1 protein-coding gene (cut by a window edge) is annotated in these 19,207 nt (G+C 71.4%); it reads right to left on the bottom strand.

What is annotated here, in order from left to right; all coding sequences use genetic code 11:
- Positions 1–49 precede the first annotated feature (49 nt).
- A protein-coding gene (locus A3Q40_RS02165) for a non-ribosomal peptide synthase/polyketide synthase (protein ID WP_442971303.1) crosses the window boundary here: on the bottom strand, positions 50–19,207 show its 3' portion. Its footprint extends 14,928 nt past the window's final position; 19,158 of the gene's 34,086 nt are visible here — the last part of the coding sequence; its start codon lies beyond the right edge, outside the window — the gene reads right to left on this strand; its stop codon occupies positions 50–52.

Raw genomic sequence — 19,207 nt, 5'->3', positions numbered from 1 at the left:
GCACGACCCGACACCCCGGACCGCCGCTGCGGTCCGGGGTGTCCGTCGTCTAGGCCCGGTGGCCGGCGAGGACGGCCAGCGCGGCCAGCCACTTCTGCGCCAACGCGTCCACCTCGTCCGCATCGAACACGTCCGGCGGGAACGACAGGAACGCCTTGATGCGCGATCCGGTCTCGTCGGTCTCGGCCATGGACTGGATGTCCAACTCCGCCTGCGCCGGCATGCGATTGCGCGCCACGTCCGTCAGGTCCGGGGTGTCGAAGTCCGGCAACCAGGCCGATCCCCGCAACTCCTCCGGCACGCCCGTCTCGGCCACGCGCCCGATGTAGTTGAACACGATCTGCGGTTCCGCGAACCCCCGCAGCGCCGCCGCGGACTCGTCGTCGAGGTACCGCAGCATGCCGTAGCCGATGCCGTGGTCGGGCACGTCGGCGAAGCTCGCCCGCGTCCGCGCCACCACGTCGTCGCCGCCGGATCGACCGTCGACGATCGCCCCCGGATCGAGGCCCGCCAGATCCACCCGAGCCGGGTACATCGTGGTGAACCATCCGACCGTCCGGGCGAGGTCGGATCCGGGAACCACGGACTCCTCGCGCCCATGACCCTCGAGGGTCAGCAGCGGCGCGGCCGCCGTCTCCCCTCGCTCGGCCCGCCAGGCCGCCACCGCGACGGACAACGCCGCGACCAGCATCTCGGCGGTGGTGGCGGACTCCACCCCACGCGGCGCGAGAAGCGTCTCGGACAGCTCGTCCGGGACGACGACCGTGGTCCGGGTCAGTCGATCCGCCGTGTCCACGTCCGGGTCGAGGCGACGACGGCCCAGAGTCGGATCGTCCGATTCCAGCACCGATCGCCAGTAGTCCAGCTCCCCGCGGCGGTCCGACGCCCGGCGCACCAACTCGGTGCTCCAGGTCCGCCAGGACGTGTCGACCGGCGCGAGCTCGGGCGTCTCCCCGGACGACACGGCCACACCGGCGGAGACCAGATCGGTGACGAGGATGCGCCACGACACCGAGTCGATCACCAGGTGGTGCGGGAGGACCAGCAGTCGACCTGCTGCGGCGTCGTCCTCGGGAGCGAACCACAGCAGTTCGAGCATGTCGCCGCGCTCGGGGTCGAGCCTCGACAGGGCGGCGTCGAACTCGCGCCGCAGCACGTCCGCGTACCCGTCGGTGCCCGGCTCGGACCCGGCCGCCAACGGGATCCGGCGGATACGCGAGGCCAGGTCGTACTCCGTCGCCGGCGGCACCACCAGGGCATGATCCGCGACGTTCACCCGCGCCCGCAGCACGTCGTGACGCTCGATCACCGCGGACAGGACCGCGGTCAGCGCGTCGTCGGTGACCCCCGCGGGCAAGGTGAGCATGAGCGGCATGACGAAGCCCGACCAGTCGCCGCCGCGCTCGACCATCTTCTCCGCGACGGGCGACAGCGGGGCGACACCCACGCCGTCGTCCGCGACCGTCCGAGTGGTGGTCCCACGCGAGTCGACCGCCGCGGCGATCGCGGACACCGTCCGCAGCTCGAACACCTCGCGCGCCGTGAACGCGACACCCGCGGCTCGGGCCCGCGCGACCAGCTGCATCGAGACGATGGAGTCACCGCCGAGGTCGAAGAAGGAGTCGTCGGCACCGACCTGCTCGACGCCGAGCACCTCGGCCACGACACCCGCCACGGTGACCTCGGTCGGCGTGGACGGCGCGCGGTACTGCCCGCCGGACAGCTCCGGCACCGGCAGCGCACGCCGGTCGGTCTTGCCGCTCGCCGTCGACGGGAACGAGTCCAGGACGGTGACGACGTCGGGAACCATGTAGCCGGGCAGCACCCGCGCCGCCGCGTCGGTCACCGACTGTGCGTCCACCGTGGCACCGGCGCGCGGCACCACATAACCGGCAAGCACGGACGCCGCACCGATCTCGTGCACCACCACTGCGGCCTGCGCCACGTCGGGATGGCCGGCGAGCACCGACTCGATCTCCTCGAGCTCGACGCGCAGACCGCGCAGCTTGACCTGGAAGTCGACGCGGCCGACGAACTCGAGGTCGCCGTCGTCGGTCCACCGCACCAGGTCACCGGTGCGGTAGAGGCGCTCACCCGCACCGCCGAACGGATCGGCGACGAAGCGTTCCGACGTGAGGTCGGCACGCCCCGCGTAGCCGCGGGCTAACTGAGCACCGGCGAGATACAGCTCGCCGGCGGCGCCGGGAGCGACGGGACGCAGCCGGTGGTCGAGCACCCGCGCGGTGACGTTCCACGCCGGGTGTCCGATCGGCATGGCCGGCCCGGCGACGACGGCCGGGGTCCCGTCGGTGGTCACGGCGTCGAAGCTGGTCGCGTCGACGGTCACCTCGGTGGGGCCGTACAGGTTGACCACCCGCGCGTCGGTCACACGCCGGACCCGCTCGGTGAGCGCGACGGTCAGTGCCTCACCGCCGGAGAACACGGTGCGCAGCGAGCGCAGGGTGTCCGGTCCGAGCTCGGCCGCGGCGTCGACGAAGAGCGCCAGCACCGACGGCACGAACTGCACCACGGTGACGCCGCGATCGGCCACGGTCCGGGCCATGTAGGCGGGGTCGCGGTGACCGTCCGGCTCGGCGACGACGGTGCGGGCACCGACCACGAACGGCGCGAACAACTCCCACACCGACGCGTCGAAGGTGTACGGCGTCTTCTGCAGCACCACGTCGGACTCGTCGAGCGCGAACTCGTCGATCAGCCACAGCAGCTGATTGACCAGCGCGCCCTGTGTGACCTCGACGCCCTTCGGCACACCGGTCGATCCGGAGGTGAACAGCACGTACGCCAGGGAGTCCGGCCGCACGGCCCCGCGTCGATCGGCGTCGGTCACCGGCGCGTCGGACCGCCCGTCGGCCAGCGTGGCGACGTCGACGTAGTCGACGTCGGCGATACCTGCGGTCCCGGCAGCGGCGATCACGCAGCGCGGCGACGAGGCGTCGAGCACCGCGCGGGTGCGTGCCTCCGGGTTGTCCGGATCGATCGGCACGTACGCCGCCCCGGCGGTCGCGACGGCGGCGAGCGCCACCATCAGATCGACCGAGCGCGGCAGCGAGATTCCGACGCGGTCGTCGGGCCCGACGCCGCGATCCACGAGACCGCGGGCCACCCGGGCAACGCGGGCGCCGAACTCGGCGTACGTCAGCGACTCGCCGGCGAACTCGACCGCCACGAAATCGGGCGACTGCCGCACACGATCGGCCAGCAGATCGGCGACCGTCGTCGTCGGGACGTCCCGACGCGTGTCGTTCCACGTCTCGAGCACGGCCCGACGCTCGTCGGCCGACAGAACGTCGATCTCACCGACGGACGCGGACCCGCGGGACGCGACGGCCTCGAGGATGCGACCCAGTCGTGCGGCGATCGCGGCCACCCGAGCCTCATCGAGGATCGCGGGCACGTACTTCAGCGTCACGTGCAGCGCCGAGTCGGTGTGCGCGAGCACGGTGAGCGGGTAGTGCGAGGCGTCCTCGACGTCGGCGCCCGCGAACTGCATGCCGTCGATGTCGGTGGTCTCGTCGATCCCGGCGCTCTCGATCGGGTACGACTCGAACACCGTCAGCGTGTCGAACAGACCCGCCGTGTCCACCGCCTGCTGGATGCGCGGCAGCCCCAGGAAGTGGTGCTCGATCAGATCCGCCTGCTCGGACTGGATGCGTTCGAGCAGCGCGTGGATCGACTCGTCCTCGTCGAGGCGCACCCGCACCGGGATGGTGGTGATGAACAGGCCGAGCATCGACTCGATACCGCTGATTTCCGGCGGGCGACCGGACACGGTGGCGCCGAAGACGACGTCCTCGGACGCGACGGTGCGAGCGAGCAGGATGCCCCACGCGGCCTGCACGATGGTGTTCATCGTGACGCCGCGCTCGCGGGCCACCGAGGACAGTGCGTCGGAGACCCCGTCGGGCAACACCACGTCGAGCTCGGCGGGGACCACGTCGGCGCCCTCGGCCGGGAGGTTCGGCGCGAGCAGCGTGGGCTCGTCGAGCCCGTCCAGCGCGTGGGTCCAGGCCGTAGTGGCTGCCGCGAAGTCCCGCTCCGACAGCCACGTCAGGAAGTCCTTGTACGGCCGGACGCGCGGCAGCACCGAGCCGTCGCCGCGGGCGGCGTACAGCACGATCAGGTCCTTGAGCATCAATGGCATCGACCAGCCGTCGAGCAGGATGTGGTGGTTGCTCACCGAGAAGACGTACGACGACGGGCCGGTCGTGATCATGAGGAACCGCATGAGCGGCGGCGCCGCGAGATCGAACCGGGCGACGCGGTGCTCGTGCAGCAGGGCGGCGACCGTCTCGTCGCGGGTCGACGGGTCGGCGTCGGTGAGATCGACGGTCCGGAAGTCGATGTCGCGCACCGGGTCGTCGAGGTCGACGACCACCTGCACCATCGCCCCGTCCGCGTCGGTGACGAACCCGGCCCGCAGGTGCGGATGCCGCTGGATCAGCGCCGCGGCGGCGGACCGCATGCGGTCGATGTCCACTGCGCCGGTCAGACGCAACGCGACCTGAGCGGTGTAGACGTCGGTTCCGGCACCGGCCGTCCCCTCCTCGCCCGCGAGGACCGAGTGGAAGAGCATGCCCTCCTGCAGCGGCGCGAGCGACCACACGTCCGACAGTCGCGGATACCGCGACTCGAGCCGGTCGAGGACCGGCTGCGTCACCGACACCAGCGGAACGTCGGACGGCGTGAGCCCACCGACGTCGGGACGGTCTCCGTGCTCGGCCAGCGCCGTCGCCGCGGTGACGAACAGATCCGCGAGACGTCGTGCGTCGGCGTCCGGCAGCACGCCCGTCGCGTGAGCGAACGAGGCGGTCAGCACCGGACCCGACGCGGTGTCGGAGGTCGCGGCGTTGATCGACAGCACCGCCGGAACCACCATGCCGGGATCCTGCGCGCCACCGAGCTGTCCGCCGTCGGACGCGGGCTGCCAGCCGAACGCCGCGTACTGCTCGGCATCCGACCCGGACGGCCCGGAGACCCGACCGAGGTAGTTGAACCCGATCTCCGGCGACGGCAGGGCTGCCAGGTCGTCGGCCGTGGCGGTGTTCAGGTGGCGGAGCAGCCCGTACCCGATGCCGCGCTCGGGCACCGCGAGCAGCTGCTCTTTGACGGCCTTGATCGCCGCACCGGCGGCGGGTCCGCCGCGCAGCGCGTCGTCGAGGTCGGCGTCGGTGACGTCGAGACGCACGGGGTAGAGCGTCGTGAACCAGCCCACGGTCCGGCCGAGCTCGGCGGAACGGCCGACGGCGTCCTCCTCGCGCCCGTGGCCCTCGAGATCGAGGGTCACCGCACCCGAGTCCTGTCCGCGCTCTCGACGCCAGGCGCCGACGGCCAGGGCCAGCGCGGTCAGGAGTGCGTCGTTGACGCCGCCTCGGTAGGCCTCGGGCAGCGGTCCGAGAAGGGCCTCGGTGACCGGGACGGGCAGCTCGATCTCGAACCGTTCCGTCGTCGACACCGTGTCCACCGTCGGATCCATCGGCCGCGATCCCAGCTGCGGGCCGGCGTCGGCGAGCACCGATCGCCAGTACGGGAGCTCGGCGACGCGGGACTCCGACGCGGCCTCCTCGACCAGCGCGTGCGCCCACGTACGCATCGAGGTGCCGACGGCGGTGAGCGACGGCTCCTGGTCGCTGGTGACCTGCGCCCAGGCGGTCGCGAAGTCGGGCACGAGAACGCGCCAGGAGACACCGTCGACCACCAGATGGTGGATCAGGATCAGCAGGCGGCCGGTGTCGCCGGCCTCGCCGGACGCGGGGTCGAACCAGACGATCTGCACCATCCGGCCGTCGGCGGGCGAGAGCCGCGACGCCGCCCGGTCGAGCTCCGCCTCGGCCAGCGCGACGAACTCGTCGCTGCCCGGCGTCGCGTTTGTCTCGACGCGGGTGACCACGTCGGCCGGGTCGATCGAGCCGGTCGGGAGGACCTCGAGCGTGTCGACGCCGAGCCGGGTGCGCAGCTGGTCGTGGTGGTCCAGGACCGCCGCGACGGTGCGGTGCAGCGGATCGGCGGTGACGCCCGCGGGGAGGGTGAGGAAGACGGCCTGCGAGAACCGGTCGTACTCGCGTCGGGTGTCCACCAGCCAGCGCATGATCGGGGTGAGCGGCATCGTGCCGATGCCCCCACCCTCGATCTCGGCCAACGTCTCACCGGCGACGGCGTCGTCGGCGAGGGTCGCGACCTCCGCGAGTGCCGCGACGGTCCGCCGTTCGAAGACGTCGCGGGCGCGGAAGAGCACGCCGGCGGCCTTCGCCCTGGTGACCAGCTGGATCGAGACGATGCTGTCGCCGCCGAGGCCGAAGAACGAGTCGTCGACACCGACGCGCTCGAGCCCGAGCACCTCGGCGAACAGGCCGGCGAGGGTCTCCTCCATCGGCGTCGCAGGGGCGCGGTACGAATCCTCGGCCGAGGTGAAGACCGGCTCGGGCAGGGCGCGGCGGTCGAGCTTGCCCGCGGGGGTCAGCGGCACGCTGTCCAGGACGACGATCGACGACGGCACCATGTAGCCGGGCAGCGACGCGCCGACGTGCTCGGCCAACGCCGAGACGTCGACCGTGCGGCCGCGCACGGGCAGCACGTAGGAGACGAGAACGGTCTGTCCGGTGTGCGATCGCTTGTGTCCGACGGTGACGGCGAAGTCGACGTCGTCGTGCCGGCCGAGGACCGAGTCGATCTCGCCCAGTTCGATGCGGTAGCCGCGCACCTTGACCTGGAAGTCGCTGCGCCCCACGTACTCGAGGTCGGCGGTACCGGACTCGGTGCCCGCGTCGACCCAGCGGACGACGTCGCCCGTGCGGTACATCCGCGCACCGGGTTCGCCGAACGGCGCGGCGACGAACCGCTCGGCCGTCAGCGACTCGCGATCGTGGTAGCCGCGCGCCACGGACGGACCGGCGACGTACAACTCACCGGGCACACCGACGGGGACGGGCTGCAGACGCTCGTCGAGGACGGCGAGCTCGACGCCGCGCGTCGGGCCACCGATGGTGACCGGGCGATCCGGTGACATCGGGATCGACGACGTGCTCCAGATGGTCGCCTCGCTGGGCCCGTACAGGTTGAACATCTTCCGGCCGGGCGCCCAGCGACGCATGACCTCGGGCGGGCACGCCTCGCCGGCGACGGCGAGGACGGCAAGCTCGTCGAGACCCGACGGGTCGACGGTGGTCAGTGCCGCCGGGGTAACGAAGGCGTGGGTGACGTGGGCCCCGCGCAGCAGGTGCACGAGGTCCTCGCCGCCTATGATCGAGGTCGGCGCGATCACCATGGTCGACGCCGCGGCGACGGCCATGAGGATCTCGAAGACCGACGCGTCGAAGCTCGGGGACGCGAAGTGCAGCACCCGCGCGTCGGCGGTGAGGCCCATCCGCTCGCGCTGTTCGACGACAACGTTGGCCAGGCCCGTGTGCGTGACCACGACGCCCTTGGGTCGGCCGGTCGAGCCGGACGTGTAGATCATGTACGCGGCGTCGGTCAGGCGCGTCGGGCGCGACGGTGCGACGAGCGGGTCGGCGGCGTCGATCTCGGCGACGACGGCGGGGTCGTCGACGGCGATCCAGCGCACCGTGTCGGGCAGGGAGTTCACCGACGCGGCCAGGGTCAGACCGACGGTGGTGCCGGAGTCGGCGACCATGTACTCGATGCGGTCGGAGGGGTAGCCCGGGTCGACGGGCACCACGGCGCCGCCGGCCTTCGCGACGGCCCAGAACGCCACCACCGAGTGGATCGAGCGCGGCAGCGCGGACGCCACCACGGTCTCCGCACTCACGCCGCGGTCGACGAGGAGTCGCGCGAGACGTCCTGCGCGCGCGTCGAGTTCGCGGTAGGTGACGCGCTCGTCGCCCAGCATCACCGCGATACCGTCGGGATTCGCGGCCACCGAGTCGGCCAGCAGCTCGGCCAGGGTGCGCGGGTCGGCGTTCTCCGGCCCGCGGACCGGCAGCAGCGCACGCCGCTCGGCCGGATCGAGCAGGTCGATGTCGCCCACGGCGACGGTCGGGTCGGCGACGACGGCCTCGAACAGCCACACCAGACGCTCGCCGAGGCGGGCGACGGTCGCGGCATCGAACAGGTCGGTGGCGTAGGTGATGACGGCGTCGATGCCGGCCGGGGACCGGTCCTCCCCCACGTTCTCGGCCAGCGAGAGCTGCAGGTCGAACTTCGAGGTGCCGGTGCCGCCCTCGAGTCCCTCGACGGTGAGGCCGGGGAGCTCGAGCCGCGCCTGCTGGTTGTTCTGCAGTGCCAGCGCCACCTGGAACAGCGGCGAGTGCGCCGTGGACCGCTCGGGAGCGATCACCTCGACCAGCCGCTCGAACGGGATGTCCGTGTGGGTGAACGCCGCCAGGTCGGTGCTGCGGACGCGGGCCAGCAGGTCGCGGAACGACTCCGCCGGGTCGATCTGCGTGCGCAGCACGAGGGTGTTGACGAACATGCCGACGACGTCGTCGAGCTTCTCGTCCGGGCGGCCCGCGATGGCGGTGCCGACGGCGATGTCGTCGGTGGTCGAGGAGCGCGCGAGCAGCACCGCGAGCACGGCGTGCACCACCATGAACAGCGACGCGTTGTTCCGGCGCGCCAGATCGTCCAGTGCCGCTTGCAGTTCCGCGGGGATGGTGAAGGTGTGGTCGGCGCCGCGCATCGACTGCGTGGCGGGCCGCGGGCGGTCGGTGGGCAGGTCGATCGCGTCCGGAAGGCCGTCGAGTTCGCGCGTCCAGAACCGGAGTTGGCGTGCGGCGAGGGATTCCGGGTCGCTCTCGTCGCCGAGCAGCTCGCGCTGCCACAGGGCGTAGTCCGCGTACTGCACGGCCATCGGCGACCAGCTCGGCTCACCGCCACCGACTCGAGATCCGTAGGCCAGCATGATGTCTCGCGCGAGCGGGGCCATCGAGGCGCCGTCGGCGGAGACGTGGTGCACGACGAGCACCAGCACGTGGTCCTCGGGCCCCGCGGCGAGCAGGCCGGCGCGCACGGGCACGCGCTGCGCGACGTCGAAGCCACCGGTGACCAGCTCGGTCACCCGCGCCAGGATCGCGTCGTGATCGGCGAGGTGCTCGACCTCGACGTCGGTCAGCACACCCTGCTCGGCGAGACCGGCGGTGGTGAGGATGCGCTGCACCGGACCGTGTCCGTCGTCCGGGTAGTAGGTGCGGAGCGACTCGTGCCGGTCGATCACGTCCTCGACGGCGGCACGCAGGGCGTCGACGTCCAGGGTTCCGGTGAGCCGGATGACCATCGGGATGTTGTAGGCCGCCGACGCGGTGTCGAACTGGTTGACGAACCACATGCGGGATTGCGCCGTGGACAGCGGGATTCGGGCAGGGCGGTGCTGCGCGGCCAGAGCCGGTCGGGCCGTCCCCGCGCCGTCCCGGTGCTCGGCGCGCGACGCCAGACCACCGACGGTGGGGGCCTCGAACAGCTCGCGCACACCGAGATCGACCCCGAGCGCCTCGTTGATACGTGCGACCACCCGCGTGGCGCTGAGGGAGTTGCCGCCGAGCGCGAAGAAGCTGTCGTCCAGACCGACGCGGTCGGTGCCGAGCACGTCCGCGAACACCGACGCCACCACGTCCTCGACGGGTGTACGCGGGGCGCGGTACTCGCCGCCGCCGAGCTCGAACTCGGGCTCCGGCAACGCCTTCCGATCCAGTTTGCCGTTGACGTTGAGCGGCATCGCGTCGAGGACGACGACGGTGGCGGGCACCATGTACGTCGGCACCCGCGACCCCACGAATGCGAGCAGTGCCGTGGTGTCGACGACGGCGCCGGCGCGCGGCACCACGTAGCCCACCAGCTGATCGCCGGTGCGCTGGTCGCCGCGGACCGCCACGACGGCGGACTCGACGTCGTCGTGGGCGAGCAGGGCACGCTCGATCTCCTCGAGCTCGATGCGGAAGCCGCGCACCTTGACCTGGAAGTCGCTGCGGCCCACGTAGAGCAGTTCCGAGCGGCCCGATCCGTCGGTCGATCGGCTCCAGCGCACGAGGTCGCCGGTGCGGTACATCCGGGTCCCGGTCGCGCCGAGTCCGGCCGCGAACGGATCCGCGACGAACCGTTCGCTCGTGAGGTCGGGTCGGCCGACGTAGCCGCGGGCCAACTGATCGCCCGCGAGATAGAGCTCACCCGTGACCCCGACCGGCACCGGATGCAGACGGTCGTCGAGCACGTAGACGCGACTGTTCCACTCGGGACGTCCGATAGGAACGGACGAGTACGCCGCCGTGTCGGTCGGCGACACCGGGTGGTGCGTGATCGACACAGCCGCCTCCGTGGGTCCGTACAGGTTGTGGAGCTCGACCCGCTGCTCGCGGTCGTCCGACCCGTCACCGAACACCTCGAACACGCGCCGCGCGGTGTCCGGTGTCAGCGCCTCGCCGATCGCCAGGATTCGGCGGAGCGAGGAGAGCCGGGCGGGATCGGCGACGGCGAGGAACGACGCGAGCAGGGACGGCACGAAGTGCGTCGTCGTGATGCGGCGGTCGTGCACCAGGTTGGCCAAGTACACCGGGTCGCGGTGCCCGTCGGGCTTCGCGACGACGAGCGTCGCACCGACGGTCGGCGCCCACCAGAACTCCCACACCGAGAGGTCGAAGGTCGCCGGTGTGCGCTGCAGCACGGCGTCGTCGGTGGTCAGCGGGTACTGGAACTGCTTCCAGCGCAACTGGTTCGCGATGGCGCCGTGCGGGACCGCGACACCCTTGGGTCGTCCGGTGGAGCCGGAGGTGAATATCAGGTAGGCGGTGTTCTCGCTGCGCAGCGGGCGCACCCGTTCCGCGTCGGTCACCCGCACGTCGGTGACGGGCACGGAGTCCACGTCGAGCGTCCGCACACCGTCGGGCAGCTCCACCGGGCGGGCGGAGGAGGTCAGCACGACGGCCGGTCGTGCGGTCTCCAGCACGTACGCGGTGCGCTCCGCCGGGTGGTCGGGGTCGATCGGGAGATAGACCGCTCCCGCGACCGCGACCGCGTACATGCCGACCAGCAGTTCGACGGACCGTTCGAGAGCCAGGCCCACGACGTCCTCGGTACCGAGGCCGTCCTCGATCAGCCGCGTGGCCACCGAGTGCACCCGCGCCGCGAACTCGGCATAGGTCAGCTCGGTGTCCTCGAAGACGATCGCGGTCCGCTCGGGATGCGCCGAGACGGCGTCGTCGAACAGGCTCGCCAGCGTGGCCGGCGGCAGGTCGACGTCGGTCGCGTTGCGCTCCTGCAGCACCGCGCGCGTCTCGTCGGCCGACAGCATCGGCAGGTCGCCCACCAGCGCAGCGGGTTCGTCGACGATCGCGTCCACCAGCCGCACGAAGCGGTCGGCGATGTCGCGCACCGTCGATTCGTCGAACAGATCCGTGGCGTAGGTGAAGATGGCCGACATTCCGGCCGCGACACCGTCGTCGTAGAAGTCCGACAGGATCAGATGCAGGTCGAACTGCGCGTTGTCGCCCTCGACGTCGAGCGCCTCGATGCGCAGATCCGGCAGGACCAGCTCGCCGCGCTCGATGTTCTGGAAGGACAGACCCACCTGGAAGAACGGGTGCCGGGCGGTGGAGCGCACCGGGTTCAGCACCTCGACCAGCCGCTCGAACGGCACGTCGGCGTGCGAGAACGCCGCGAGGTCGGTGTCCTTCACCGAGTCCAGGAGGTCACCGAACGACGCCCCGAGGTCGATCTGCGTCCGCAGCGCGAGGGTGTTGACGAACATGCCGACGACGCCTTCGAGCGCCTCCTCGCCGCGCCCGGCGATCGGGGTGCCCACGGCGATGTCGGTGGTCCCGGACAGCCGGGCCAGCAGCACCGCGAACGCGGCGTGCGTGGCCATGAAGGTACTGGCGCCGTGGGCGCGCGCGACGGCTTCGAGGCCGCGGTGCGCGTCGGCGGACAGGGCGAACTCGACGCGCTTGCCGCGCAACGACTGCACCGGCGGGCGCGGACGATCCGTCGGCAGCTCGAGTTGATCGGGCGCGTTCGCGAGCGCACGGCGCCAGAAGGACACCTGCGCGGTGAGGACGGACGACGGATCGTCCTCCTCGCCGAGCACCTGCCGCTGCCAGACGGCGTAGTCCGCGTACTGCACCGCGAGCGGGGCGAACTCCGGGGCGTGCCCGGCGGCGCGGGCGACGTACGCCGTGGCGACGTCGCGAACGAAGGGCGCCATCGACTCGCCGTCGGCGGAGACGTGGTGAACCACGAGCGCCAAGACGAAGGTGTCGGCGGCGGTGCGGTAGAGCCGCACCCGCACCGGCACGGCGGCGGTGACGTCGAAGCCCCCGGTCGCCAACTCGTACAGATGGCCGGGCAGGGCGTCCTCGGTGACGTCGATCGGCGTCAGATCCGGGGTCACGTCGGCCGCGGGCAGGATCACCTGCACCGGACCGTCGGCGGTGTCCGGATAGACGGTGCGCAGCGACTCGTGCCGCTCGAGGACGTCCGCCACGGCGGTGGTGAGCACGTCGACGTCCAACGCGCCGACCATCTTCACCGCGAGCGGGATGTTGTACGCCGCGCTGTCCGGATCGAAGCGGTTCAGGAACCACATGCGGGACTGCGCGAGCGACAAGGGAATCCGCTCACCACGGGGGACGCGTCCGAGCACCGGACGGGCCGTGGTGTCCGCGGTGCGGTCGGCCAGGGCGACCGCGAGTTCGGCGACGGACGGGGCCTCGAACAGCTCCCGCACCCCGACCCGCGTGCCGACGACGGCGCCGGCGCGGGAGACCACGCGCGTGGCGGACAGCGAGTTGCCGCCGAGTTCGAAGAAGCTCTCGTCGACGCTCACGCGGTCGAGTCCGAGCACGTCCTCGAACACGCCCGCCAGCGCGCGCTCCAGATCGGTGGTGGGCGCGCGGTATTCGGTCCGCGTGGAGACGAATTCCGGCTCCGGCAGGGCGCGTCGGTCCAGCTTGCCGATGGGGGTCAGCGGGATCTCGTCGAGCACGATCACCGCGGACGGCACCATGTGCGCGGGCAGGTGCTCGGCCACCACGGCCGTCATGTCCTCGGGCTCGATCACGGCACCGGAGGCGGGTAGAACGTAGGCGGCCAGCGCGGTGTCGCCGTCGGGGCCGGGGGCGCCGACGGTGACGGCGAACTCGACGCGATCGTCCGCGGAGAGCACGGCGTCGATCTCGCCCAGCTCCACGCGGAACCCACGCACCTTGACCTGAAAGTCGCTGCGACCCACGTATTCCACCGAGTCGGCGGGCACGTCGTGCCGACCGCTCCACCGCACCACGTCGCCCGTGCGGTACATCCGCGAGCCGGGCTCGCCGTACGGGTTGGCGACGAAGCGCTCCGCGGTGACGCCGGGACGCTCGTGATAGCCGCGGGCCAATCCCGGACCGGTGAGGTAGAGATCGCCGCGCACCCCCCGCGGCACCGGCCGGAGCCGGGCGTCGAGAATCAGCGCCGACACCCCGCGCAGGGGCGCGCCGATGGTGACCGCGTCGCCGTGCGAGAGCGCCGGGGTGATGGTGACGATGACCGTGGTCTCCGTGGGGCCGTAGGCGTTCCGGAGTTTCCCGGACCACCGGGTGGCCAGCTCGGGCGGGCACACGTCGCCGCCCACGACGACCGAGCGGACCGTGTCCAGTCCCGTCGGATCCACCGTCATCAGCGCCGTCGGGGTCATGACGACGTTGGTCACCGACTCGCGGGCGATCAGGGCTGCGAGCTCGTCGCCGCCGAACACGTCGTTCGGGGCGACCACGAGCGTCGCGCCGGCCGTGAAGCAGGCGAGTAGCTCACCGACGGAGGTGTCGAAGCTCGGCGACGCGACGTGCAGGAACCGCGAGTCCGCCGAGACGTCGTAGTGCTCCCGAACGTCGGTCGCGAGGTTGGCCAGACCGCCGTGCGTCACGACGACGCCCTTCGGCTTGCCCGTCGATCCCGACGTGTAGATGAGGTACGCCGGATGCTCGGGTCGCAGCACGGCCGTGCGGTCGGCGTCCGTCACGGGGGCGGTGTTCGCCCCTCCAGCGCCGTCTCCGATCACCGTCAGGGCAGCGGTGAGGTCCATCGTCGCGACGCCCGCCGGAACCACCCCGGCGTGCTCGTCCGTGGTGAGGGCGAGGATCGCGCCGGAATCGCGCAGCATCTCCTCGATGCGCTCCGCGGGATACTCGGGGTTCACCGGCAGATAGGCACCGCCGGTCTTGGCCACCGCCCAGATGCCGAGGATCGACTCCAGCGAGCGAGTCGCGACCAGCGCGACGAACGCCTCCGGACCGACGCCGTCCTCGATCAGCCTGCGCGCCAACGCCGTCGACGCGTCGTCGAGGTCGCGGTAGGTCAGCGTCTCGCCGCGGAAGGTCACCGCGTCGGCCGACGGGTCGATCGCGGCGCCGGCGGTCAGCAGCTCCGCGAGCGTGCGCGTGGGCACACCCTCCGCGCCGCGGACCGGCGCCAGGGTGCGGCGCTCGTCGGCATCGAGGATCTCGATGTCACCGACGATCGCAGTGGGATCGGCCGTCACCGTGCCGAGAATGCGTCGGAAGCGGTCCGCGAACGACGCCACCGTGCGCTCGTCGAACAGATCGGTGGCGTAGTCGAACGACGCCTCCAGTCCGGCGGGCCGACCGTCGGCGTCGACGTTCTCGCCGAGGGAGAGCTGGAGATCGAACTTGGCCGCCTCGAGCGACGTCTCGATCGGCGCGATGCCGAGGCCGGGGAGCGCGAAGTTCGGACGCTCGGTGTTGTTGAACGCGAGCGCCACCTGGAACAGCGGCTGATGCGCGGTCGACCGCGGCACCTTCAGCACCTCGACCAGCCGCTCGAACGGGATGTCCGCGTTGCCGAATGCCGACAGGTCCGACTCGCGGACCTGCGCGAGCAGGTCGACGAAGCGGATGTCCGCGTCGACGTGCGCCCGCAGGACCAGGGTGTTGACGAACATACCCACGAGCGGGTCGAGTTCCGCGTCGCCGCGGCCGGCAACCGGGGTGCCGACGGCGACGTCGTCGCTGCCGGACAGTCGCTCCAGGAGCACGGACAGTGCCGCGTGGATCACCATGAACAGCGAGACGTCGTGTGCGCGAGCGATGTCCGCCAGCGCCGCGTGCGTGTCCGCGTCGACGGTGAACCCGTGCGTGGCTCCGCGCAACGACTGCACCGCTGGGCGCGGGCGATCCGTCGGCAGATCGATCGCCTCGGGCAGGCCGTCGAGAGCCCGCCGCCAGTGCTCGATCTGCTGCGCCGCCACGGACGTCGGATCGGACTCGTCGCCGAGTACCCGGCGCTGCCAGATCGCGAAGTCGGCGTACTGCACCGCCAGCGGAGACCACTGCGGCGCTTGTCCCTCGACACGCGCGAGGTAGGCGGTGAACACGTCGGTGAACAGCGGCGTCATCGACGCACCGTCCGCGCTGATGTGGTGCGCGACCAGCATGAGGACGTGCTCGGCGTGCGCGTCGTCGTCGTTGTCGCTGCCCGAGTTCTCCAGGGCGAAGAGGGCGACCCGCAGCGGAACCGACTCGGTGACGTCGAAGCCGGTGAGCGCCAACTCCCGCATGCGAGCGACGAGCGCGCTCTCGTCCGCGAGCGTCTCCACCTCGAGGTGCGGTGCCACCTCGTCGGTCGGGCGGATCACCTGGTGCGGTCCGTCCGCCGCGTCCGGGAAGACGGTGCGCAGCGACTCGTGGCGGTCGAGGACGTCTCGCAGCGCCGACCGCATGGCGGCGACGTCGAGCGCACCCGTCACCCGCACGGCGAGCGGCAGGTTGTAGGCGGGCGACTCGGGATCGAAGCGGTTGATGAACCACATCCGCTGCTGGGCGAGCGAGAGCGGGATCGTCTCGCCACGCTCCTGCGGTTCGAGAACCGGACGCGCGCCGGTGTGGTCCCGGCCGCCGATCAGCTCGGCCACCTCGGCGACGGTCGGGTGGTCGAACACCTCACGCACGGTCAGGGCGACGCCCAGCGCGGCCGACACGCGGGCCGCGACGCGCGTGGCGCCCAGCGAGGTGCCGCCGATCTCGAAGAACGAGTCGAGGGCGCCGACGCGCTCGGCGCCGGTCACCTCGGCGAACACCGCGGCGACGGCGCGCTCGGTCTCGGTGCGGGGCTCGACGTAGTCGACGACCGGCGCGCCGAACTCGGCGCGCGGCAACGCTCGACGGTCGAGCTTGCCGTTCACGGTGAGCGGGAACGCGTCGAGTGCGACGAGTGCATCCGGAACCATGTAGGCCGTCAGCGACCGGGCGACCGCTGTGCGGACCTCGGCCAGGTCGAGCGTCCATCCGCCCTCGGGAACGACGTACCCGACGAGTCGATCGCCGGCGTTCGGATCCGAATCGATCACCGCGACGGCGGAAGCGACCCCCGGCACGCGCTGCAGGGCGGACTCGATCTCCCCGAGCTCGATACGGAAGCCGCGGAGTTGCACCTGGCTGTCGCTTCGGCCCAGGTAGTCCAGCTGCCCGGCGTTGTTCCACCGCCCGAGGTCACCGGTGCGGTACAGGCGTGCGCCGTCGGACGTGAACGGATCGGCCACGAATCGAGTGGCGGTCAGGTCGCCTCGACCGAGATATCCGCGCGTCAGCTGGCCGCCCGACACGTAGAGCTCGCCGACGACACCACGGGGCACCGGACGCAGACGTCCGTCGAGGACATGCACCGTCAGGCCCTCGATCGGCCCACCGACGATCGACGCCGTTGCACGAGAGGCGAAATCGCGATCTAGCGCGATGTGGGTGACGTGCACCGTCGTTTCGGTGATGCCGTACATGTTGACGAGCCGCGGCGAGTCGTCGGCGTGCTGGTCGTACCACTTGTCCAGCTGACCGAGATCGAGTGCTTCGCCGCCGAAGATCACGTACCGCAGGGACAGATCGTCCACCGGCGCCGACGCCGACCACTCCCGGTCGGCCGCCGCGAACTGGTAGAACGCGGACGGCGTCTGGTTCAGCACGGTGACGCGCTCGCGCACGAGGAGCGACCTCAGATCGACCGGCGATCGGGACGTGAGGTGATCGACCACCACGAGCGTTCCGCCGTACAGGAGGGGTCCCCAGATCTCCCACACCGAGAAGTCGAACGCGTGCGAGTGGAACAGCGTCCACACGTCACTGTCGTCGAACCCGAACACCGCCTCGGTGTTGCGGAACAACCTGATGACGGGCTCGTGGGCAACCACGACTCCCTTGGGACGGCCTGTCGACCCGGACGTGTAGATCACGTACGCAGTGTTCGACGCGTGCAGCGCACCCGAGCGCTCGTGGTCGTCGATGTCCGACGTCGCACAGTCGGCGAGGGCCTCGACCACGACCTCGTCGTCGAGAGCGACCAGGACCGCGTCCGATTCCGGCAGGGCGTCCCGATGCTCGGTCGTGGTGAGGACCACCACGGGTGCGGCGTCGCCGATCGTGTACGCCAGCCGTTCGCGGGGGTAGGTGACGTCGAGCGGGAGATATCCGGCGCCGGACTTCAGCGTGGCGAGCACCGCCACGATGAGGTCCGCGGATTTCGGCATGGCGATGGCCACCAGAGCTTCGGGTCCGGCGCCCCGAGCCATGAGAAAACGAGCAAGCGCGTTCGCGCGCTCGTTCAGGCTCGCGTACGACACGCGGACGTAGCCGTCCACCAACGCGGTGGCCTCCGGATTCCGCCGTACTCGATCCTCGAACAAGTCCACCAGCGTGCCGACCTGTACATCGGCCACCGACGACTCGGCGATGGCCGAGGCCAGCATGGTCGAGAAGCGGTCCGCGAACCCCTCGGCGGCGCCGTCGAGGATGCCGGGCAGCAGGGTCGACAGGGCCACGGTGACCGCCGCCTCCGGCCCGACGCCGACGGCCGCCAGGGTCACGGCCAGCTCGGACGACTTCTGCTGCAGCGCACCGTAGGTCACGTCGGACCCGTTGTGCGAGATCGCGATGCCGTCCGGGTTCACCCGGGCGGCCCGCTCGAGCAGCTCCGCGAGCGAGAGTCCCTCCAACTCCGCCAGGGCGGACCCGAGAGCCGGTGCCGGCGCCGCGGCCACCGGTGTGCCGCGCTCGGCGTCGGTGAGGATGTCGATGTCGCCCACCACGACCCGGCGATCGGCGACCACCGAACGCAGGACCGCGAGGAACCGCTCGGCAAACGTCTCGATCGACTCGTGGTCGAGAATGTCGGTGGCGTAAGTGAAGTGGGCGGTGATGCCGGCGGGGGCACCGTCGTCGCCGAACTCCTCGTGCAGCGCCAGGCCCAGGTCGTATTTCGCGTCGCGCAGGCCACCGTCGACGGCCTGCACCGTGAGCGCGGGCAGCTCCACCGAGGGGTACTCGACGTTCTGGAACGTGAGCAGCACCTGAACCAACGGCGAGAAGGACTTCGAGCGCGTCGGGGACAGCAGTTCGACCACGCGCTCGAACGGCAGATCGGCGTGACCGAACGCGCCGAGGTCCGTCTCTTTGGCCGTCGCCAGCACCTGCTCGAACTCGGAGTCGGCGTCCACCCGCGTGCGCAACGCGAGCGTGTTGACGAACATGCCGACCAGCCCGTCGAGTGCTTCCTCGCCGCGACCGGCGGTGGGCGTGGCCACGGCCACGTCGTCGGTGCCCGACAGTCGTGACAGCAGCACCGCGAACGCCGCGTGCATCACCATGAACAGCGTGGTGTCCGTCTCGCGGGCGAGATCCGTGAGGGCGGACTGGATCTCGGCCGGGATCGTCGTCTCGACGGCACCGCCCTCGATGGACCGCACGGACGGACGCGGGCGGTCGAGCGGGAACTCGAGCAGATCCGGCAGTCCCGCGAGGTTCTCGCGCCAGTACCGCGCCTGCTCGGCGGCGAGGGACTCGGGGTCCTCCTCGACTCCGAGCACCGCACGCTGCCACAGCGCGAAATCGGCGTACTGGACGGGCAGCGGCGACCAGTCCGGCGCGCCGCCCGAGACCCGAGCGGCGTACGCGCGCACCAGATCCGCGGCGAGCGGGGCCATCGACGACCCGTCCGCGCTGATGTGATGGACGACCAGCAACAGGACGTGCTCGTCCGTGTCCCCGGTCCGGAACAGGTGCACCCGCACCGGCGGTGCGGCGGTCACGTCGAAGCCGGCGCTCGCCGCGGCGACGATCCGGCCGTGCAGGTCCTGCTCGTCGGCCACGGTCTCGGCCTCGAGATCCACGGCGGCGAGGGTCTCCTCGACCCCCAGAACCTCCTGGGACGGACCGTCGACCGAATCGGGGAACCGTGTCCGCAGCGACTCGTGGCGCGCCAGGAC

The organism is Rhodococcus sp. PBTS 1 (genome assembly GCF_001620025.1).
Classification (GTDB): Bacteria; Actinomycetota; Actinomycetes; order Mycobacteriales; family Mycobacteriaceae; genus Rhodococcoides; species Rhodococcoides kroppenstedtii.
The sequence above is the reverse complement of the archived record's forward strand: the minus strand, read 5'-3'. Positions and strand labels throughout refer to the sequence as shown.